Source organism: Mycobacterium sp. NGS18 (assembly GCF_059813185.1).
Genome location: NZ_JCALEC010000002.1, coordinates 496,653 through 516,789 on the forward strand (window position 1 = coordinate 496,653; position 20,137 = coordinate 516,789).

23 protein-coding genes and 1 tRNA gene are annotated in these 20,137 nt (G+C 70.4%); 18 read left to right on the forward strand and 6 right to left on the reverse strand.

Translation table 11 applies throughout. The features are described from left to right. The first annotated feature begins 58 nt into the window (after positions 1 to 58). From murG to AC5Y31_RS05870, 7 genes are all read left to right on the forward strand, one after another. Positions 59 to 1,108, forward strand: coding sequence for an undecaprenyldiphospho-muramoylpentapeptide beta-N-acetylglucosaminyltransferase (murG, locus tag AC5Y31_RS05840; protein ID WP_499979006.1), 1,050 nt, complete (start codon positions 59 to 61; stop codon positions 1,106 to 1,108). Next, a complete protein-coding gene (murC, locus tag AC5Y31_RS05845) occupies positions 1,105 to 2,589 on the forward strand; it encodes a UDP-N-acetylmuramate--L-alanine ligase (RefSeq protein WP_499978787.1) in 1,485 nt (494 codons plus the stop codon). The genes murG and murC overlap by 4 nt, the downstream gene beginning before the upstream one ends. 41 nt (positions 2,590 to 2,630) lie before the next feature. Beyond that, entirely contained in the window at positions 2,631 to 3,563 is a 933-nt protein-coding gene (locus AC5Y31_RS05850; protein WP_499979007.1) for a cell division protein FtsQ/DivIB, read from the forward strand. Positions 3,564 to 3,812: 249 nt separating this feature from the next. Beyond that, the gene (gene ftsZ / locus AC5Y31_RS05855) at positions 3,813 to 4,979 is read left to right on the forward strand and encodes a cell division protein FtsZ (RefSeq protein ID WP_065023582.1); all 1,167 of its coding nucleotides are present in this window, start codon (positions 3,813 to 3,815) and stop codon (positions 4,977 to 4,979) included. Positions 4,980 to 4,991: 12 nt separating this feature from the next. Continuing rightward, the gene (gene pgeF, locus AC5Y31_RS05860; RefSeq protein ID WP_499978792.1) at positions 4,992 to 5,699 is read left to right on the forward strand and encodes a peptidoglycan editing factor PgeF; all 708 of its coding nucleotides are present in this window, start codon (positions 4,992 to 4,994) and stop codon (positions 5,697 to 5,699) included. Positions 5,700 to 5,817: 118 nt separating this feature from the next. After that, positions 5,818 to 6,465, forward strand: coding sequence for a cell division protein SepF (locus tag AC5Y31_RS05865; protein WP_064855949.1), 648 nt, complete (start codon positions 5,818 to 5,820; stop codon positions 6,463 to 6,465). A gap of 72 nt (positions 6,466 to 6,537) precedes the next feature. Further along, positions 6,538 to 6,828 (forward strand): YggT family protein, encoded by a 291-nt coding sequence (locus tag AC5Y31_RS05870; protein ID WP_019735026.1) that lies wholly within the window; start codon positions 6,538 to 6,540, stop codon positions 6,826 to 6,828. Positions 6,829 to 6,858: 30 nt separating this feature from the next. Here the strand turns inward: AC5Y31_RS05870 and AC5Y31_RS05875 are convergent, their stop codons facing one another. Beyond that, complete coding sequence (locus tag AC5Y31_RS05875) at positions 6,859 to 7,653, reverse strand: DUF2249 domain-containing protein (RefSeq protein ID WP_499978794.1); 795 nt, start codon at positions 7,651 to 7,653, stop codon at positions 6,859 to 6,861. A 356-nt stretch (positions 7,654 to 8,009) separates the two neighbouring features. Between AC5Y31_RS05875 and wag31 the strand changes: the two genes are divergently transcribed. Beyond that, positions 8,010 to 8,807: a DivIVA-like cell division protein Wag31 gene (gene wag31 / locus AC5Y31_RS05880; protein ID WP_065023585.1), complete on the forward strand. Its 798-nt coding sequence runs from the start codon at positions 8,010 to 8,012 to the stop codon at positions 8,805 to 8,807. Positions 8,808 to 8,870: 63 nt separating this feature from the next. After that, entirely contained in the window at positions 8,871 to 9,230 is a 360-nt protein-coding gene (locus tag AC5Y31_RS05885; RefSeq protein ID WP_065023627.1) for a hypothetical protein, read from the forward strand. On the opposite strand, the gene AC5Y31_RS05890 is transcribed toward AC5Y31_RS05885, so the two are convergent. Together AC5Y31_RS05890 and AC5Y31_RS05895 are read right to left on the reverse strand one after the other, a co-directional pair. Then, positions 9,231 to 9,914, reverse strand: a complete 684-nt coding sequence (locus AC5Y31_RS05890) for a phosphoribosyltransferase (protein ID WP_065023586.1) — start codon at positions 9,912 to 9,914, stop codon at positions 9,231 to 9,233. 181 nt (positions 9,915 to 10,095) lie between these two features. Beyond that, positions 10,096 to 10,181: transfer RNA gene (locus AC5Y31_RS05895), tRNA-Leu, on the reverse strand. A 95-nt stretch (positions 10,182 to 10,276) separates the two neighbouring features. On the opposite strand from AC5Y31_RS05895, the gene AC5Y31_RS05900 reads away from it, so the two are divergent. Beyond that, positions 10,277 to 11,629, forward strand: coding sequence for a M20/M25/M40 family metallo-hydrolase (locus AC5Y31_RS05900; protein WP_207511604.1), 1,353 nt, complete (start codon positions 10,277 to 10,279; stop codon positions 11,627 to 11,629). A 21-nt stretch (positions 11,630 to 11,650) separates the two neighbouring features. Beyond that, on the forward strand, positions 11,651 to 12,181 hold the full coding sequence (locus AC5Y31_RS05905) for a YbhB/YbcL family Raf kinase inhibitor-like protein (protein ID WP_065023588.1): 531 nt from the start codon (positions 11,651 to 11,653) through the stop codon (positions 12,179 to 12,181). A gap of 72 nt (positions 12,182 to 12,253) precedes the next feature. On the opposite strand, the gene AC5Y31_RS05910 is transcribed toward AC5Y31_RS05905, so the two are convergent. The 3 genes from AC5Y31_RS05910 to AC5Y31_RS05920 are packed head-to-tail and all read right to left on the reverse strand — an operon-like array spanning position 12,254 to position 14,614. Beyond that, complete coding sequence (locus AC5Y31_RS05910; RefSeq protein ID WP_499978803.1) at positions 12,254 to 13,321, reverse strand: quinone-dependent dihydroorotate dehydrogenase; 1,068 nt, start codon at positions 13,319 to 13,321, stop codon at positions 12,254 to 12,256. 4 nt (positions 13,322 to 13,325) lie between these two features. After that, positions 13,326 to 13,592, reverse strand: a complete 267-nt coding sequence (locus tag AC5Y31_RS05915) for a DUF5703 family protein (RefSeq protein ID WP_064855942.1) — start codon at positions 13,590 to 13,592, stop codon at positions 13,326 to 13,328. After that, complete coding sequence (locus AC5Y31_RS05920; protein ID WP_499979009.1) at positions 13,589 to 14,614, reverse strand: YncE family protein; 1,026 nt, start codon at positions 14,612 to 14,614, stop codon at positions 13,589 to 13,591. The genes AC5Y31_RS05915 and AC5Y31_RS05920 overlap by 4 nt, the downstream gene beginning before the upstream one ends. A 118-nt stretch (positions 14,615 to 14,732) precedes the next feature. Between AC5Y31_RS05920 and AC5Y31_RS05925 the strand changes: the two genes are divergently transcribed. Genes AC5Y31_RS05925 through mshC form a run of 7 tightly spaced genes read left to right on the forward strand, consistent with a single transcriptional unit; the run spans position 14,733 to position 20,126 of the window. Next, positions 14,733 to 15,026, forward strand: coding sequence for a hypothetical protein (locus AC5Y31_RS05925; protein ID WP_499978807.1), 294 nt, complete (start codon positions 14,733 to 14,735; stop codon positions 15,024 to 15,026). A gap of 57 nt (positions 15,027 to 15,083) precedes the next feature. Beyond that, on the forward strand, positions 15,084 to 15,938 hold the full coding sequence (locus AC5Y31_RS05930) for an undecaprenyl-diphosphate phosphatase (protein WP_301637146.1): 855 nt from the start codon (positions 15,084 to 15,086) through the stop codon (positions 15,936 to 15,938). Next, on the forward strand, positions 15,935 to 16,621 hold the full coding sequence (locus AC5Y31_RS05935; RefSeq protein ID WP_065023590.1) for a histidine phosphatase family protein: 687 nt from the start codon (positions 15,935 to 15,937) through the stop codon (positions 16,619 to 16,621). The genes AC5Y31_RS05930 and AC5Y31_RS05935 overlap by 4 nt, the downstream gene beginning before the upstream one ends. 50 nt (positions 16,622 to 16,671) lie before the next feature. Further along, positions 16,672 to 17,265, forward strand: coding sequence for a DUF3090 domain-containing protein (locus tag AC5Y31_RS05940; RefSeq protein WP_065023591.1), 594 nt, complete (start codon positions 16,672 to 16,674; stop codon positions 17,263 to 17,265). After that, positions 17,249 to 18,046: an SCO1664 family protein gene (locus AC5Y31_RS05945; protein ID WP_499978812.1), complete on the forward strand. Its 798-nt coding sequence runs from the start codon at positions 17,249 to 17,251 to the stop codon at positions 18,044 to 18,046. Before AC5Y31_RS05940 ends, AC5Y31_RS05945 begins: the two co-directional genes overlap by 17 nt. 46 nt (positions 18,047 to 18,092) lie before the next feature. After that, entirely contained in the window at positions 18,093 to 18,866 is a 774-nt protein-coding gene (locus AC5Y31_RS05950) for a 3'(2'),5'-bisphosphate nucleotidase CysQ (protein ID WP_082966333.1), read from the forward strand. 24 nt (positions 18,867 to 18,890) lie between these two features. Continuing rightward, positions 18,891 to 20,126 carry a cysteine--1-D-myo-inosityl 2-amino-2-deoxy-alpha-D-glucopyranoside ligase gene (gene mshC, locus AC5Y31_RS05955; protein ID WP_499978816.1) on the forward strand — a complete coding sequence of 412 codons (1,236 nt, stop codon included), beginning with the start codon at positions 18,891 to 18,893 and terminating at the stop codon, positions 20,124 to 20,126. Positions 20,127 to 20,137 lie beyond the last annotated feature (11 nt).

The following is a 20,137-nucleotide window of genomic DNA, read 5'->3' on the forward strand; positions in this document are numbered from 1 at the left end:
TGCGCCGATTTCGGTGGTCCTGGCCGGCGGGGGTACCGCCGGCCACGTCGAGCCCGCGATGGCCGTCGCCGACGCGCTGAGCGCACTGGATGCGCGCGTCCGGATCACCGCCCTGGGCACCGCCCGCGGCCTGGAGAACAGACTGGTGCCCGCGCGCGGTTACGACCTGGAGCTGATCACCCCGGTGCCGTTACCCCGCAAGATCAACGCCGATCTGGCCCGGTTGCCGCTGCGGGTGCTGCGGGCGGTCCGGGAGACCCGGGCGGTGCTGCGCGCCGTGCAGGCCGACGTGGTGATCGGATTCGGCGGTTATGTGGCGCTGCCGGCGTACCTGGCTGCCCGGGGCCGGGTCCCGGTGGTCATCCACGAAGCCAACGCGCGCGCCGGACTGGCCAACCGGGTCGGGGCCCGCGGCGCACAGCGGGTGCTCTCGGCCGTCGCCGATTGCGGGCTGGCGCGGCCGGAGGTGGTCGGGGTGCCGGTACGGGCAGCGATCACCACGCTGGACCTGGCGGCGCTGCGCTCGGCGGCCCGCGCCCACTTCGGCTTCGCCGACGACGCCCGGGTGCTGCTGGTGTTCGGCGGCTCCCAGGGCGCCCGATCGATCAACCAGGCCGTGGCCGCAGCAGCCAAACACCTTGCCGCGGCCGGGGTTTCGGTGCTGCATGCACACGGGCCGAAAAACACCCTGGACCTGCCGGAGCCCGGCCCGGGCGATCCGCCCTATGTCGCGGTGCCCTATCTGGACCGGATGGACCTGGCGTACGCGGCCGCCGACCTGGCGATCTGCCGGTCCGGGGCGATGACGGTCGCCGAGGTCTCAGCGGTCGGGTTGCCGGCGGTGTATGTGCCGCTGCCGATCGGCAACGGAGAGCAGCGGCTCAACGCGCTGCCGGTGGTGGACGCCGGCGGTGGGGTGCTGGTCGACGACGCCGCGCTGACCCCGGAATTCGTTGCCGGCACGGTCGCCGGGCTGCTCGTCGACGAGGCGCGGCTGGCGGCGATGACGAGCGCGGCCGCCCTGGCCGGGCACCCCGAGGCGGCGCGGCGGGTGGCTTCCGTCGCGCTGGAGGTCGCGGTTGCCGGGCGGTCGGGGAGCCCGGCATGAGCGCCGAACAACTGCCGCCGGAGCTGAGCCGGGTGCACATGGTCGGTATCGGGGGAGCGGGCATGTCCGGTATCGCCCGCATCCTGCTGGACCGCGGCGGCCTGGTGTCGGGATCGGATGCCAAGGAGTCCCGCGGTACGCATGCGCTGCGGGCCCGCGGCGCGCAGGTCCGGATCGGTCACGACGCGTCGGCCCTGGATCTGTTGCCGGGCGGTGTCACCACGGTGGTCACTACCCACGCGGCGATCCCCAAGACCAACCCCGAACTCGTCGAGGCCCGCCGCCGCGGCATCCCGGTGGTGCTGCGGCCCGCGGTGCTGGCCAAGCTGATGGCCGGGCGCACCACGCTGATGATCACCGGCACCCACGGCAAGACCACCACCACCTCGATGCTGGTGGTCGCGTTGCAGCACTGCGGACTGGACCCGTCGTTCGCGGTCGGGGGCGAATTGGGTTCTGCCGGTGCCGAAGCGGGCACCAACGCCCACCACGGCAGCGGACCGCTGTTCGTCGCCGAGGCCGACGAGAGCGACGGCTCGCTGCTGGAGTACACCCCCAACGTCGCGGTGGTGACCAACATCGAAGCCGATCACCTCGACTTCTTCGGCAGTGCCGAGGCCTACACCCAGGTGTTCGACTCGTTCGTGGAGCGTATCACCCCGGGTGGGGCCGTGGTGGTGTGCGTGGACGATCCCGGAGCCGCTGAGTTGGCTGATCGCACTGCGGCCCAGGGCATCCGAGTACTGCGCTACGGCACCGAGGCCCCCGGGCGACCAGAGCTGGCCGGGTCGCTGCTGAGCTGGGAGCAGCAGGGCACCGGCGCGGTCGCCGAGATCGCGCTGGCCGGAACGACCCACCGCGCGGCGATGCGGCTGGCGGTGCCCGGGCGGCACATGGCCCTCAACGCGTTGGGGGCGCTGCTGGCCGCGATCGAGGTCGGCGCGCCGCTGGATGCGGTGCTCGACGGCCTGGCCGGGTTCGACGGGGTACGGCGCAGGTTTGAGCTGGTGGGCTCGGCCGGCAACGGCGATTCGGTGCAGGTCTTCGACGACTATGCGCACCATCCCACCGAGATCGCCGCGACCCTGACCGCCGTGCGCGCCCTGCTGTCCGAACGCGGGATGGGCCGTAGCCTGGTGGTGTTCCAGCCGCATTTGTATTCGCGGACAAAGGCTTTCGCCGCTGAGTTCGGTCACTCGCTGGACGGCGCCGACGAGGTTTTCGTGCTCGACGTCTACGGTGCGCGCGAGCAGCCGTTGCCCGGCGTGAGCGGGGCCAGCGTCGCCGAGCACGTGAGCGTGCCGGTGCATTATCTACCGGATTTCGCCGCGGTGCCCGAAGCGGTGGCCGCGGCCGCCGGTCCCGGTGACGTGATCGTCACCATGGGCGCCGGCGATGTGACCCTGCTGGGCCCGGAGATCGTGACCGCGCTGCGGGCGCGGGCCGCCCGGACCTTTCCCGGCCGCCCAGGCGTGCTGTGAGCGAGCCACCTGAAACCCCGGATGTGCCAGCGGATGACCCGGTGGGGGTCGGCGCGGGCGAGAACACCGAAGACATCACTGTCGCCGAAGACCCCGAAGACCCCGAAGGCACCGACGTCACCGAAGAACCCGGTGAGCAATCCGAGGAGCCGGCCGAAGTCGAGGGTCCGCGGCGGCGGGCGCGGCGGGAACGGGCCGAGCGGCGCGAGGCGCAGGCCCGCGCCGAGGCGATCGAACAGGCCCGCCGGGAAGCCAAGCGGCGGCTGCGCACCGGCTCCGCCGAGCCGGCGAAAGGTGTTCCGCGCGGCACGGTGCGGGGCCTGAAGATGGCGTTGGCCACCTTTCTCACGGTGGTTGTCGTCGTCGGGCTCGGGCTGGTGCTGTACTTCACGCCGGTGATGTCGGTGCGCGACATCGAGGTGACCGGCATCGCGGCGGTGACCCGCGAAGAGGTGCTCGACGTCGCCAAGGTGCAGTTGGGCACTCCGCTGCTGCAGGTCGACACCGGCGGTGTCGCCGAGCGGGTCGCCACGATCCGGCGGGTGGCCAGCGCCCGGGTGCAGCGGCAGTACCCGTCGGCGCTGGGCATCTCGGTGATCGAGCGGGTCGCGGTGGTGTACAAGGACTTTCCGGACGGCCCGCACCTGTTCGACCGGGACGGGGTCGACTTCGCGACGGCGGCGCCAACGGCGATGCTGCCGATCTTCGACGTCGACAACCCCGGGCCGACGGACCCGGCCAGCCGGGCCGCGCTGCAGGTGATGACCGCGCTGGCCCCGGAGGTCGCCGGGCAGGTCAGCCGGGTGGCCGCCCCGTCGGTCGCCTCGATCACCCTGACCTTGACCGACGGCAGGGTGGTGGTCTGGGGCAGCACCGATCGCACTGCGGAGAAGGCCCAGAAACTCGCGGCGTTGCTCACCCAGCCCGGGCACACCTACGACGTGTCGAGTCCGGACCTGCCGACCGTGCGCTGACGCGCGGCGCGGATCGCGACGGGGAACCTCCCGTCTGACAGGAAAATTCGCCCGGCGTGTCTCGGCGCGTCTGCGCTGTTGACGGGCGCGACGGCCCTACTGTGGCGGTTGCACGGAACAACTTGACATAACTCTAAGCCTGTGGTTGAGGTTGAGGGTTTGGCCAGGGTCAGTAACACCACGGCAGCTCCGGGAGTTCCGCAGATAGGCCCAAGAGGAATCCAATCCCACCAGGGAGGAAGACGAACGATGACCCCACCGCACAACTATCTGGCCGTCATCAAAGTCGTGGGTATCGGTGGTGGCGGCGTCAACGCCGTCAACCGGATGATCGAGCAGGGCCTCAAGGGCGTTGAGTTCATCGCGATCAACACCGACGCCCAGGCATTGTTGATGAGCGACGCCGACGTCAAACTCGACGTCGGCCGGGACTCCACCCGCGGCCTCGGTGCTGGCGCCGACCCCGAAGTGGGCCGCCGGGCCGCCGAAGACGCCAAGGACGAGATCGAGGAGCTGCTACGCGGCGCCGACATGGTGTTCGTCACCGCCGGCGAGGGCGGCGGCACCGGCACCGGCGGCGCCCCGGTGGTGGCCAGCATCGCGCGCAAGCTGGGGGCACTGACCGTCGGCGTCGTCACCCGGCCGTTCTCCTTCGAGGGCAAGCGGCGCGGCACCCAGGCCGAGAACGGCATCACCACGCTGCGGGAGAGCTGCGACACCCTGATCGTGATCCCCAACGACCGGTTGCTGCAGATGGGCGACGCCCAGGTCTCGCTGATGGACGCCTTCCGCAGCGCCGACGAGGTGCTGCTCAACGGTGTCCAGGGCATCACCGACCTGATCACCACCCCGGGGCTGATCAACGTCGACTTCGCCGACGTCAAGGGCATCATGAGCGGTGCGGGCACCGCGTTGATGGGTATCGGGTCGGCGCGCGGCGACGGCCGGGCGCTCAAGGCCGCCGAGGTCGCGATCAACTCGCCGCTGCTGGAGGCTTCGATGGAGGGCGCCCAGGGCGTGCTGATGTCGGTCGCCGGCGGCAGCGACCTGGGGTTGTTCGAGATCAACGAGGCGGCCTCGCTGGTGCAGGACGCCGCTCACCCCGAGGCCAACATCATCTTCGGCACCGTGATCGACGACTCGCTCGGCGACGAGGTCCGCGTCACGGTGATCGCGGCCGGCTTCGACTCGGCCGGCTCCGGCCGCAAGCCGGTGACCAGCGCGCCCGGTCAGGCCCGGCACGCGGTGGCCCCCGGGCAGGCCGGCAAGGTCACCTCGTCGCTGTTCGACCCGGTCGACGCGGTGAGCGTGCCCGCCCCCACCAACGGTGCGACGGTCAGCGTCGGCGGCGGCCGCAACGGTGACGACGGCTGCGACGATGACGACGTCGACGTCCCGCCGTTCATGCGCCACTAGCCCGCGGGCCTCGTGAGCTTTCGCGTCCGGCGGGTGACGACCACCCGGGCCGGTGGGGTGTCGAAGGCTCCATTCGACAGCTTCAACCTGGGCGATCACGTCGGCGACGACCCGAATGCGGTGGCGGCCAACCGATCCCGGTTGGCAAAGGCCACCGGCCTGGGTCCCGATCGCCTGGTGTGGATGAACCAGGTGCACGGCGATCACGTGGAGTTCGTCGACGGCCCCCGCGACGCCGCCCTGGAGGCGACCGACGCGCTGATCACCACCGTGCCCCGGCTGGCGATGGTGGTGGTGACCGCCGACTGCGTCCCGGTGCTGATGGCCGATGCGCGCGCGGGAGTGGTCGCCGCGGTGCACGCCGGCCGGGTCGGCGCGCAGCACGGCGTGGTGGCTCGGGCATTGGAGGGCATGCTCGCGGCCGGTGCGCAGGCCGGCGACATCTCCGTGCTGCTGGGCCCGGCGGTCAGCGGGCCGCACTACGAGGTCCCCGCCGCAATGGCCGACGAGGTCGAGGCGGCCCTGCCGGGCAGTCGCACACGCACCTCGGCCGGCACGCCCGGACTGGACCTGCGCGCTGGAATCGCCCGGCAATTACAGGAATTGGGCGTCGAAGCGATCGATGTCGACCCGCGCTGCACGGCGGCGGATGCGAACCTGTTCAGCCACCGCCGCGACGGACGCACCGGCCGACTCGCCTCGCTGGTGTGGCTGGAATGAAACGGGTTGCGCCTGTCCGCGTGTCGTTGCCGCGCCAAGGCGTTCTCGGCCGTTACCGTCACCGTTATTAGTCACTTCAGTCACACCTTCATCACAGTCATCAGAGAAGGGTCCAAGGATGAGCACACTCCACAAGGTCAAGGCCTACTTCGGGATGGCTCCAATGGAGGACTACGACGACGACTACTACGACGACGGCGATGACCGCGCCTCGTCGCGCGACTACTCACCCCGGGCGGACGTCTTCGACCGCGTCGCGGGCCGTTCCGAGGGCCGCTACGACGATCGGTTCGACGACCGCGACTACGACGAGGCGCCGGGCGGGTACCGGGGCGGCTACGAGGACGAGCCGCGGTACCGGGGCCGCGATTTCGACCGGCCCCGCGACTTCGAACGCTCGCGTTTCGCATCGCTGCGCGGTTCGACCCGCGGTGCGCTGGCGATGGACCCGCGCCGGATGGCGATGATGTTCGACGAGAGCAGCCCGCTGTCGAAGATCACCACGCTGCGCCCCAAGGACTACAGCGAGGCCCGCACCATCGGCGAGCGGTTCCGCGACGGCACCCCGGTGATCATGGACCTGGTGTCGATGGACAACGCCGACGCCAAGCGGCTGGTCGACTTCGCGGCGGGTCTCGCCTTCGCGCTGCGCGGCTCGTTCGACAAGGTCGCGACGAAGGTGTTCCTGCTGTCGCCGGCCGACGTCGACGTGTCGCCCGAAGAGCGCCGTCGGATCGCCGAAACCGGCTTCTACGCCTATCGGTAGGCTGGGACGACAGTCGGGCCGGTCAGCGCGATGCTGATGCGGGCACACCCTCGTCAGTAAGGTCGCATTCCGTTGGCGCTGTTCTTCACGATTCTCGGTATCGCGCTGTTCGTTTTCTGGTTGCTGTTGATCGCCCGGATCGTCATCGAGTTCATCCGCTCGTTCAGCCGGGACTGGCACCCGCGCGGCGCCACCGTGGTGATCCTGGAGCTGATCATGAGCATCACCGATCCGCCGGTGAAGCTGCTGCGGCGCCTGATCCCGCAATTGACCATCGGCGCGGTGCGCATCGACCTGTCGATCATGGTGCTGCTGCTGATCGCGTTCGTCGGGATGGAACTGGCGCTGCAGCACGCCGCTTGAAAGACGCCGCCTGACAGCCCTGGCCGGGCCTCAGACCCGGGTGAGCCGCAGCCGCCAGGCCTCCGGGCCGCGCTCCTCGTAAGCGACCGCGATTCGGCCGCCGCTGCGCTCGGCGAGCTGGTGCAGCAGCGGAATCGGGTCGTGCGGCGCCACCAGCAGCATCGAGCCGCCGACCGGGACCGCGTCGAAAGCCCCGAACACCGTCGCGTGCCGGATCGCGTGCGGGATCTCGCGCACGTCGAGCTCGGGCATCTCCTCGTCCTCTTCGCCGCAGCCGCACCCGCCGTGGCCGTGGCCGTGTCCGTGGCCGCCGCCGGCCGGGCCGGGCTGGGCCGGCTCGGACGGGACCGCCGGCAACTGGGCGGCCAGATCGGCCAGGGAGACCCCACTGGCCTCGGCGAGCGCGGGCAGCAGCAGGTCGGCGACCTTGCCCAGCAGCGCCTCCAGCAGCACGCGTAGTGCCTCGACGTGCGCGGCGATCTGCACCCGGTCGGCGTCGCGGGCGATGCGCGCCGCTGCCTGCTCGATGAGCTGGGTCTCGCCGAGCAGGCCCTCGACCAGTAGCCGCGATCGTTCGACACCGGCCGAAGCCGGGTAGATCAGCTCCACCGCGGCCCGCAGTTGCGGGCGCACCCCGTGCTCGATGAAGGCCTGGACCGCGCGGTGGGCGTCGTCGAAGCCGGGGCCGGCCGTGCCGACCGCGGCGAACACCGCTGCCCCGAGTGCGGCCTGGTGCCCGAGCAGCTCGGCGTAGCGCGACCGCACCTCGTCGACCGCCGCCGAATCCGCCGCGCTGGTCGCCACGACCACGTCATTGATTGTCATCCTCGGGTGTCCTTCCGATCGGTCATCGCCTGCGCCGGCCTTACGGCGACCTGCCGTCAATATTTACGGGTGGGTGTTGTGAATAATACGACCACGGCGCTCGGGCCGGTACCCCGCGGGGCGACTCGTGCTCGCGGCGCGGCTCACCGGCAGGACAGTGATGAGCCCCACCAGCGATATTTGCCGGAACGTGATTTCTGTGGCAGCAATTTGAAATTCACTCTTAATATCATTCTCATTGCCGAGCACAGCGTCTGATGTGACAGGATGGGCGGCAGTTACAACACGGCTAGCGTATTCCCGGTCGACCTAACCTTGCCCGATCGGTGCTACCTACCTGACCAAGGGGGCAGACGATGCCACTAACACCGGCAGACGTACACAACGTCGCGTTCAGCAAACCGCCGATCGGGAAGCGCGGCTACAACGAGGACGAGGTCGACGCCTTCCTCGACCTGGTGGAGACCGAGCTGACGCGGCTCATCGAGGAGAACGCCGACCTGCGCCAGCGGGTCAGCGAGCTCGACCAGGATCTGGCTGCGGCCCGCGCCGGTGGAGGTGCGCAGGCCACCACCGCGATCCCGGTCTACGAGCCGTCCCCCGAGCCGGCGGCGCCGCCTCCGCCGCAGCCGGCCGCACCGGAGTCGAGCTCCGAAGACCAGGCCCTCAAGGCGGCGCGGGTGCTGAGCCTGGCCCAGGACACCGCCGACCGGCTCACCGGCACCGCCCGGGCCGAGTCCGAGAAGCTGATGGCCGACGCCCGCGCCAACGCCGACCAGATCGTCAGCGAGGCCCGGCAGACCGCGGAGACGACGGTCGCCGACGCCCGCCAGCGGGCCGACGCCATGCTGGCCGACGCGCAGACGCGCTCGGAGACCCAGCTGCGCCAGGCCCAGGAGAAGGCCGATGCACTGCAGGCCGACGCCGAACGCAAGCACTCCGAGATCATGGGCACGATCAACCAGCAGCGCACCGTGCTGGAAGGCCGCCTCGAGCAGCTGCGCACCTTCGAGCGCGAATACCGCACCCGGCTCAAGACCTACCTGGAATCCCAGCTCGAGGAGTTGGGTCAACGCGGCTCGGCGGCACCGGTCGACACCAGTGCGACCAGCGACGGCGGCGGGTTCAACCATTTCAACCGCGGCACCAACTGACCGGCGGAACCGAACCGGCACGGCGGAACCGAGTAGTCTGCTCGTCGGGTGGGAGGTGAGTCGATGCTGATCATCGCACTGGTATTGGCGGCAATAGGACTTGCTGCGTTGGTATTCGCCGTGGTCACCAGTAATGCGCTGGTGGCATGGGTGTGTATCGGGGCGAGCTTGCTGGGCGTGCTGTTACTGATCGTGGACGCGCTGCGGGAACGGCGCCAAAACAGCCCGGCGGCCGCGCCGGAAGAGGTCCCGGACGCGGCCGAAGTCCCCGACGACTCCGAGGCCTTCATCGACGCCGACAACGACATCGACGACGGCACGACCGAGGTGGCGGAAACCGTTGACCCCGACGCCATCGAGGACTACGACGGCGTGGCGGTCGAGGACAACACCGACGAGCCCGTGCCGCATCCGGCCGACTAACTAACCGGCCACGGTGGTCGGCGTGGCCAGCAGGTCGCGGACTTCGTCGTCGGTGACCTGACGAAAGTCGATGTAGCTCTGTCCGACCGCGTCGAACGCGGCGGGCATCGTCGCGCATACGACCTCGTCGGCCTCCTGGGAGATCTTGCGGCACGCCGAGAGTGGGCCGACCGGTACTGCGACGACGGTCCTGGCCGGTTCGGCCGCCTGGACCGCTCGGACCGCTGCGAGCACACTCGCGCCGGTCGCGATCCCGTCGTCGACCAGGATCACCACCCGGCCGTGCAGATCGGCGGCCGGCCGATTACCGCGGTAGGCGCGTTCCCGCCGCTGCAACTCGGCCGACTCGCGGTCGACCACCGTCTGCAGCGCCTCGCTGCTGATACCGAGGTCGGCGACCACGTGATCGTTCAGCACCACCAGCCCGCCGCTGGCCAACGCGCCCATCGCCAGTTCCGGCCACCGCGGCACACCGAGTTTGCGGACCAGGAACACATCCAGCGGCGCCTGCAAGGCGGCGGCGACCTCCCATCCGACCGGCACGCCGCCGCGGGGCAGACCCAGTACCAGCAGATTATCGGCGCGGCGGAAATCGACCAGCTGTTCGGCCAGAAACCGGCCGGCGTCGTGGCGGTCGCGGAACGTGCGAGCCGCCGTATGGGTCCAGGCGCCTGGTTGAGTCATCTCCCCATCGAGCCTACGACGCCCGGCGGCCCAGGCTCCGGCGCGGAGCGTAGCCCGCGCCGAGATTGCGTACACGCAGGAAAAAGTTAAGTTTTCCCTGCATGATTGCAGTCTCGCGGGCTGGTCTAGGAAAACCGCAACCCAAACACCCGTCACCGCTGACGCGACTCAATCGCGATTGTGTCCGAGGGGGGACTTGAACCCCCACGCCCATTAATAGGGCACTAGCACCTCAAGCTAGCGCGTCTGCCATTCCGCCACTCGGACCAACCCGGTTCGGGCCGGGCAGCTAAGGCTAACGGATGCCGCTGCCCGGACCCAACCCAGCCCACACGGCGTCAGATCAAGGCCGATGTGGCGAAGTGGTAGGAAAGGTAACTGTGACGGTTTGCCCTGATCCTGCCGACGAAGTAGTGGATCTCGTCAGTGCGCTCATCCGCTTTGACACCACCAACACCGGTGAGCCGGACACCACCAAGGGCGAAGCCGAGTGCGCCCGGTGGGTGGCCGCGCAGCTCCAGGAGGCCGGTTACCAGACCGAGTACGTCGAGTCCGGCGCGCCGGGCCGGGGCAACGTCTTCACCCGCCTGGCGGGCAGCGACCCGAGCCGCGGCGCGCTGCTGATCCACGGCCACCTCGACGTGGTGCCCGCCGAGGCCAGCGAGTGGAGTGTGCACCCGTTCTCCGGTGCGATCACCGACGGCTACGTGTGGGGCCGCGGCGCGGTCGACATGAAAGACATGGTCGGGATGATGATCGCGGTGGCCAGGAAGTTGGCCCGCGCCGGCATCACCCCGCCGCGGGATCTGGTCTTCGCCTTCCTCGCCGACGAGGAGGCCGGCGGCAAATACGGCGCGCACTGGCTGGTCGAGAACCGGCCGGACCTGTTCGCCGGCGTCACCGAAGCGATCGGTGAGGTCGGCGGTTTCTCGCTGACCGTGCCGCGCCGCGACGGCGGGGAGCGCCGGCTGTATCTGATCGAGACCGCCGAGAAGGGGCTGTGCTGGATGCGGCTGCGGGCCCACGGACGCGCCGGGCACGGCTCGATGGTCAACGACGACAACGCCGTCACCGCCGTGGCCGAGGCGGTGGCGCGGCTGGGCCGACACCGGTTCCCGCTGGTGCTCACCGAGGCCGTCGAGCAGTTCTTGGCCGCGGTCAGCGAGGAGACCGGCCACGCCATCGACGTCGACTCGCCGGACCTGGAAGGGATGATCGAGAAACTCGGGCCGATCGCCCGCATCGTCAACGCCACCCTGCGTGACACCGCCACCCCGACCATGCTGCAAGCCGGCTACAAGGCCAACGTCATCCCCGCGACGGCGGAGGCGGTGCTGGACTGCCGGGTGCTGCCGGGGCGCCAGGCGGCGTTCGAAGCCGAGGTCGACGAACTGATCGGTCCGGCCGTGACCCGGGAATGGGTCACCAACCTGCCGCCGGTCGAGACCACCTTCGACGGCGACCTGGTGGAGGCGATGAACGCCGCGCTGCTGTTCTGCGACCCCGACGCCCGGACCGTGCCCTACATGCTCTCCGGCGGAACGGACGCAAAAGCGTTCGCGCAATTGGGTATTCGGTGCTTCGGATTCGCTCCGCTACGCCTGCCTCCGGATCTCGACTTCTCCGCGCTGTTCCACGGAGTCGACGAACGCGTTCCGGTCGACGCCCTGACGTTCGGTACCCGGGTACTAGAACACTTCCTGACACACTGTTGATCAAAACGAGAGGACCACGCCATGAGTGCCGCCCCCGATCCCTACGCCGCGCTGCCCAAGCTGCCGACGTTCACGCTGACCTCGTCGTCGGTCACCGACGGCCAACCGCTGGCCACCGCGCAGGTCAGCGGAATCATGGGCGCCGGAGGCCAGGACGCCAGCCCGCAGCTGAGCTGGTCGGGCTTCCCGGAGGAGACCCGCAGCTTCGCGGTCACCGTCTATGACCCCGACGCGCCGACCGCATCCGGGTTCTGGCACTGGGCGGTGGCCAACCTGCCGGCCACCTGCACCGAGCTGCCGGAGGGTGTCGGCGACGGCAGCCTGCTGCCCGGTGATGCGCTCACCCTGGTCAACGACGCCGGGATGCGCCGCTACGTGGGTGCCGCGCCGCCGGCCGGCCACGGCCCGCACCGGTACTACATCGCGGTGCATGCGGTGAAGGTGGAGAAGCTGGAGCTGGCCGAGGACGCCAGCCCCGCCTACCTGGGGTTCAACCTGTTCATGCAGGCGATCGCCCGTGCGGTGATCGTCGGCACCTACGAACAGAAGTAGCGAATCCCCGCCGAGCAGACGTGAAAGCCCCCATTTCGGCCTCGATTTGGGGGCTTTCGCGTCTGCTCGCGGTTACTTGGCCGAGCTCCCCACGGCCTCGGCAAGCGACGCGAACCCGCCGTCACGTAACCGCTGGGCCAGGCCGTCGTGGATGTTGCGGGCCCACAGGCCGCCGCCGTAGATGAACCCGGTGTAGCCCTGCAGCAGCGAGGCGCCGGCGGTGATCCGCTCCCAGGCGTCGTCGGCGGTCTCGATCCCGCCAACGCTGATCAGGGTCAACCGGTCACCGACGCGGGCGTACAGCCGCCGCAGCACCTCGAGCGCTCGCCGGGCCACCGGTGGGCCGGAGATGCCGCCCGGCCCGAGTTCGGCCACCCCCGGGGTGGCCAAGCCGTCGCGGGACACCGTGGTGTTGGTGGCCACGATGCCGGCCAGCCCCAGCTCCACGCAGAGGTCGGCGACGGCGTCGAGGTCGTCGTCGGCCAAATCCGGTGCGATCTTCACCAGTACCGGCCGGGTGGTCTCGGCGCGCACCGCGGCCAGGATGGGCCGCAGCGCTTCGACCGCCTGCAGATCCCGCAGCCCCGGGGTGTTCGGCGAGCTGACGTTGACCACCAGATAGGCGGCCAGCGGCGCGAGCAGCCGGGCGCTGGCGCGGTAGTCAGCGACCGCCTCCTCCGCCGGGGTGATCTTGGTCTTGCCGATGTTGGCCCCGATCGGCACGTCGGCGTGCTGCCAGGCCAGCCGGGCGGCCAGCGCGCCGGCCCCGTGGTTGTTGAACCCCATCCGGTTGAGCAGGGCGCGGTCCTCGGGCAGCCGGAACAGCCGCGGCGCAGGATTGCCGGGCTGCGGCGCCGCCGTCACGGTGCCCACCTCGGCATAACCGAAACCCAATGCGCCCCAAGCCTTCAGCCCGACACCGTCCTTGTCGAACCCGGCCGCCAGCCCGAGCGGACCGGGGAAGTGCACCCCGAACACCGTGCTGGCCAGCACCGGGTCATGGGGCGCCAGCCGGCGCCGCAGCACCCGACGGGCCGGCGACGGCGCCGTGGCGCCGCGCAACGCGGCGAACGTGATGGTGTGAATGCGTTCCGGGGGCACCAGGAAAAGCGCGCGGCGCAGTACGCCGTACCAGTCCATCCGCCTACAACCCTGGCTGGTCGACGCAGCGGTTGCCGTTGACCGCGTTCAACTGGGACTTTTTGCGGCGCAACAACACCCGCCTGCTTCCATCGGTGTACAACCGCACCCGGGTCAACTCCCAACCTCGATACTCGGCCTCGATCGACAACCGGGTCGAGGCACCTATGCGGGTGATCTCCGGCGGCAGCCGCAGCGGAATCCATTCGTATTCATCGGACAGCTCGCCGTCCCAACCCGGCGGCAGCCGATGCGAGCGCAGCGCGGTCAAGGTTGCCGTGCCGCATGCTCGATAACCTGCACCCCGGCTCCGGCACCCGACACCACATACAAGGTGTCCGACGTGTCGTCGAAGGCCAGGGTGTCGGGCTGCTGCACGGTCGGGTACCGAACCTTCTCCACGGGGATTCCGGTGGTCAGATCGTAACCGACCACGGTGTTCGTCGCGGTCTGCGACACCCACGCGAACCCCCCGGAGCCCGCCAGCCCGTAGGGGGCCTGCGGCACCGGGTAGGCCTGCCGCAGGATCAGCGGGTCGGCGCCGTAGACCAGCAGCTGGCCGCCGCGGGTGTCCGCCACCAGTACCGGTCCGTCTGCCGCGGCCGCCAGCGTCGTCGCGCCCTGGCCGGCGCGCAGCGCGTACTGCGGCTTGCCGTCGGCGCCGATGGTGGTCACCGACGTCTGACCGCGGTCCAGCACGACGGCGGTGTCGCCTTGGGTCACAAGCTCGTCGACTCGGGCGAAGATCTTGGCCCGCTCGGCGGTGCGGGTGCCGCCGGAGGCCAGGGTGTGGACCGCGCCGTCGGCGGTGCCCAACACCAGGGTGCCGTCGCTGCGCCGCGCGATCGCGGTGAAGTCGGCCTCGGCGGCATCGTCGACGGCGACCCGTTCGATGCGTCGGGTGGTCAGGTCGACAGTGAAGTAGCCGCCCCGGCCGGACAGATAGGCGACACCGGCGCCGTCACCGGTCACCGCGGTGGCCGGGCCCGGCAGCGCCAGGGCGGGCTGGCCGGGTGCGCCGATCAGATTGACGGTGGCGGGCGCCTGCGGGTCGGCTCCGGGGCACAGCACCACCAGCAGCCCGGTGGCGACGTCGAACACCGCGCCGGTGGCCGGGGCGCTCAGCGGCCGCACCGTGCCGGCCGGACGCCCCGACACCGCGGGGGAGACAGCAGGTTGTGCCGGCGGGATGGTCGGCGGCGGCGCGGTGACGGGATTGGACGAGCATGCGCTGAGCACCAGCAGCAGCGAGAACAGCAGGCCCGGCAAGGGCCGGCGGGGGGAGTGCTTCAGCACGGGCAGCTCTTCTGGCTCGTCGCGGTCGGGGGCGAACCCGATTCTAAGGAAGGCGCTGACAGCCGATCAGCATGTCCCGGCAACAATAAGTTCGCTTACGTGTAATCTCGCGGCCATGACTGTGGCCGAAGACTGGCAACTGGCATGTTCAGAATTCTTCATCGAGGAGATCTGGACCGGCGCGTTCGCGAGCGGGTTCGGTGAGGTCGGCGACGGCCGCAGCTTCTCCTTCCGCGTCGAGCAGCAATCACTGGTGGTCGACATCTACCGGCCGCAGCTGCAGTGCCCGGTCCCGCACGACGAGGACGTGGTGGCCACCGCGAGCCGGAAGATGTTCGACATCGACCTCGCCGACGAGCGCAGCCTGATCGCCGCGGTCCGTGACGTGGTAGCCGACCTGACCCGCTGAGCCCCGGCCGGTACGGTCTTTGACGTGTCTGAGGTCGTGTCGGTACTCGAGCCGGCGATGTCATGGCCCCAGGTCGTCGTCCTGGCGGTAGTCCAGGGACTCACCGAATTTCTGCCGGTCTCGTCCTCGGGACACCTGGCGTTGGTGTCGCGGCTGTTCTTCGCCGGCGACGCCGGAGCCTCGTTCACCGCGGTGACCCAGCTCGGTACCGAAGTGGCCGTGCTGGTCTATTTCGCCAAGGACATCGCGCGCATCGCCACGGCCTGGCTGTCCGGGGTCGCCTCGGGGATGACCAAGACCCCGCTGGCCGCCGACCGCCGAACCGATTACCGGATGGGCTGGTACGTCATCATCGGCACCATCCCGATCTGCGTGCTGGGGCTGGTGTTCACCGACCAGATCCGCTCCGGGGTCCGCAACCTGTGGGTGGTGGCCACCGCACTGGTGGTGTTCTCGGCGGTGATCGCCGCCGCCGAGTACTTCGGGCGGCAGACTCGCCACGCCGAACAGCTGACCTGGCGCGACGCCGTCCTGGTGGGTTCCGCGCAAACCCTGGCACTGGTGCCCGGGGTGTCGCGGTCCGGCGCGACAATCAGCGCCGGGCTGTTCGCCGGCCTGGACCGGGAACTGGCCGCCCGCTTCGGGTTCCTGCTGGCCATTCCGGCGGTGTTCGCCTCCGGGTTGTTCTCACTTCCCGACGCGTTTCACCCGGCCGGTGCCGGGATGAGCGCCAGCGGGCCGCAACTGTTGGTGGCCACCCTGATCGCCTTCGCGGTGGGCTGGGCGGCGGTGGCCTGGTTCCTGCGGTTCCTGGTCGCCCACAGCATGTACTGGTTCGTCGGGTATCGGGTCCTGGCCGGAACGACGATCCTGGTTCTGTTGGCCACCGGCGTGCTGGCGGCCCAGCCATGACCGCCATCCTGCTGCGGCACGGCCGCTCCACCGCCAACACCGCCGGCGTGTTGGCCGGGCGTTCCGAAGGCGTCGACCTCGACGAGAAGGGTCGCGAGCAGGCCGCACAGCTCGTCGACCGGCTCGCCGGGCTGCCGATCAAGGCGCTGGTGCGCTCACCGCTGCTGCGCTGCCGCAGCACCCTGGAACCGCTGGCCGCCGCGCTCGAGCTGGAACCGGTGATCGACGACCGGCTCGCCGAGGTCGACTACGGGGCCTGGACCGGGCGCAAGATGAGCGAGCTGACCGGCGAGCCGTTGTGGCGGGTGGTGCAGGCCCAGCCCAGCGCGGCGGTGTTCCCCGACGGCGAGGGCTTGGCGCAGGTTCAAACCCGGGCGGTCGCCGCGGTCCGCGACCATGATCGGCAGCTGGCCGAGCAGCACGGCGGCGATGTGCTGTGGCTGGCCTGTACGCACGGTGACGTCATCAAGGCCGTCGTCGCCGACGCACTCGGCGTCCACCTGGACGGGTTCCAGCGCATCGTCGCCGACCCGGCCTCGGCGAGCGTGATCCGCTACACGCCGTTGCGCCCGTTCGTCATCCATCTCAACCACACCGGGCCCTCGCTGGCCGCCGCCGTCAAGGATTCGCCGCCCGCCGACGGCTCGTCGAGCGACGCCGTCGTCGGCGGGTCCACCACCTAGTCCACGCAGATCCCGGTGTGGTTGCCGACTGCCGGTATTTTGGAGATGCCATGTCCCGAGCAATCCACGTCTTCCGCACTCCCGACCGCTTCGTGGCCGGGACCGTCGGCCAACCCGGGAATCGCACGTTCTACCTGCAGGCGGTGCACGACGAGCGGGTGGTCTCGGTGGTGCTGGAAAAGCAGCAGGTTGCGGTGCTCGCCGAGCGGATCGGTGCGCTGTTGCTGGAGGTCAACCGTCGTTTCGGTACGCCCGTACCGCCCGAGCCCACCGAGATCGAGGACCTGAACCCGCTGGTGACGCCGGTGGACGCCGAATTCCGGGTCGGCACCATGGGGCTGGGTTGGGACTCCGAGGCGCAGACCGTGGTGGTGGAGCTGCTCGCGGTCAGCGATACCGAATTCGATGCCTCGGTGGTGCTCGACGACACCGAGGAGGGCCCGGATGCGGTGCGGGTGTTCCTGACGCCGGAGTCGGCGCGGCAATTCGCCACCCGCTCCAACCGGGTCATCTCGGCGGGCCGCCCGCCCTGCCCGCTATGCGACGAACCGCTGGATCCGGCCGGTCACATCTGCGTCCGCACCAACGGCTATCGGCGGGGCGCTTTCGGGCCCGACGATGAGCCCGATGACGCCGAGCTCTGACGGTCGGGAGGCGTTGCGCTCCGGGGAGTTGGAGATCCTGGGCCGCATCCGCTCGGCGAGCAATGCCACCTTCCTGTGCGAGGCGACGCTGGGGGAGCACCGCGTCCACTGCGTGTACAAGCCGATCGCCGGCGAGCAGCCGCTGTGGGATTTCCCCGACGGCACCCTGGCCGGTCGCGAGCTCGCCGCACACCTGATCTCGGTGGAGCTGGGTTGGAACCTGGTGCCCTACACCATTATTCGGGATGGCCCGGCCGGGCCGGGAATGGCGCAGCTGTGGGTGGACCAACCCGATCCGGGGCCCACGCCGGGCCTGGTCGACCTGATCCCGGTCGGCAAGATCCCGGCCGGCTACCTGTCGGTACTGCGGGCCTACGACTACGCCGGCGACCCGGTCGTGCTGGTGCACGCCGACGACACCAGGCTGCGCCGCATCGCGGTCTTCGACGTGGTGATCAACAACGCCGACCGCAAGGGCGGGCACATCTTGTGCGGCACCGACGGCGTCGTCTACGGCGTGGACCACGGGGTGGGCCTGCACACCCACGACAAGTTGCGCACCGTGCTGTGGGGCTGGGCCGGCAAACCGGTCGACGACGAGACGCTGCAGGCGGTCTCCGCGCTGGCCGAGGCGTTGGACGGCCCGCTGGCGGCGTCCCTGGAGCCGCATCTGACCTTCGCCGAGATCGCTGCGCTGCGCGGCCGGGTGGCAGACCTGCTGGAGCACCCGGTAATGCCCGGCCCGAACAGTGATCGGCCCATACCGTGGCCGGCGTTCTGATCGGCTCGGCAGCGGCCGCCCCGGCGTGGTCGGGGATACTTTCCACGTGACGCTGACCGACGCGGCGCTGGCCGCCGAACTGGCAGTCGAGGCCGGAAAGCTGTTGCTCGAAGTTCGCGACGAGGTGGGATTCGGCCACCCGTGGCGCCTCGGCGACGCCGGGGACGCGCGCGCCAACCGCTTGATCCTCGACCGGCTGCGGGAGGAACGCCCCGACGACGCCGTGCTCAGCGAGGAATCCCCCGACGATCTGGCCCGGCTGCACGCCGACCGGGTCTGGATCATCGACCCGCTCGACGGCACCCGCGAGTTCACCACGCCCGGACGCGACGACTGGGCGGTGCACATCGCGCTGTGGCAGCGCGACGGCGCCGGCCCGGGTGCCATCACCGACGCCGCGGTCTCGCTGCCGGCGCACGGCAACGTCGTCTTCCGCACCGACACGGTCACCTCGGGCGCCGAGCCGGCCGGCACCCCGATCCCGATCCGGGTCGCGGTCAGCGCCACCCGGATGCCCGCGGTGGTGCGCCTGATCCGGGCGGTTCTGCCGGTCGAGCCGGTGCTGATGGGTTCGGCGGGCGCCAAGGCGATGGCCGTGGTGCGCGGTGACGTGGATGCCTACCTGCACGCCGGCGGGCAGTGGGAGTGGGATTCGGCGGCCCCGGCCGGCGTGGTGCAGGCGGCCGGCCTGCACGCCACCCGGCTGGACGGGTCGCCGCTGCGCTACAACCGCCCCGACCCCTACCTGCCCGACCTGCTGATGTGCCGGCCCGAGGTGGCGCCCGTGCTGCTGGACGCGATGCGGCGGACAGTCCTGTAGAGAGCGGGCTTTACAGTCGAGGGCATGCAATCGTGGTCCGCGCCGGCTGTTCCGGCCCTGCCCGGGCATGGCCCGGCGCTGCGCCTGTATGACACCGCCGACCGGCAGGTCCGCCCGGTGTCGCCGGGCCCGACGGCCACCATGTACGTCTGCGGCATCACCCCGTACGACGCCACCCATCTCGGCCACGCCGCCACCTACCTGGTGTTCGACCTGATTCATCGGCTCTGGCTGGATGCGGGCCATCAGGTGAACTACGTCCAGAACATCACCGACGTCGACGATCCGCTGCTCGAGCGCGCCGACCGCGACGGCGTGAACTGGGAGAGTCTGGCGGCCAGCCAGGTGGAGCTGTTCGCCGCCGACATGGCCGCGCTGCGCGTGCTGCCCCCGCAGCACTACGTGGCGGCCACCGAGGCCATCGAAGAGGTAGTCGAGGTAGTCGAGAAATTCTTGGCCGCCGGATCGGCCTACATCGTCGAGGGCGAGCACCCGGACGTCTACTTCCGCGCCGACGCCACCGATCAGTTCGGCTACGAATCCGGCCTGGACCGCGCCACCATGCTGGAGTTGTTCGGCGAGCGCGGCGGCGACCCCGACCGCGACGGCAAGACCGACCCGCTGGACGCCCTGCTGTGGCGTGCCGCCCGGCCGGGCGAACCCAGCTGGCCCGCGCCGTTCGGCGCCGGACGCCCCGGCTGGCACGTCGAGTGCACTGCGATCGCCCTGAGTCGCATCGGCACCGGCCTCGACATCCAGGGCGGCGGATCCGACCTGATCTTTCCGCACCACGAGTTCTCCGCCGCCCACGGCGAATCCCTCACCGGGGAGCGCCGATTCGCCCGGCACTACGTGCACGCCGGGATGATCGGCTGGGACGGGCACAAGATGTCCAAGAGCCGCGGCAACCTGGTGCTGGTGTCGAAGTTGCGCGCCCAGGGCGTGGAGCCGGCGGCGATCCGGCTGGGCCTTCTGGCCGGGCACTACCGCAGCGACCGGTTCTGGGACGAAGCGACGCTGCAGGACGCCCGAGCCCGGCTGGAGCGCTGGCGTGCGGCGACCGCACTGCCCGCCGGCCCGGACGCCGGCGACGTCGTCGGGCGTCTGCGCCGTTACTTGGCCGATGACCTGGACACCGTCAAAGCGCTTGCGGCAGTAGATGGTTGGGCGACCGACGCGCTGGAGTACGGCGGTCACGACACCGCCGCGCCCGCCCTTGTGGCCACTGCGGTCGACGCCCTGCTGGGCATATCCCTCTAGGCGCTGTAGCC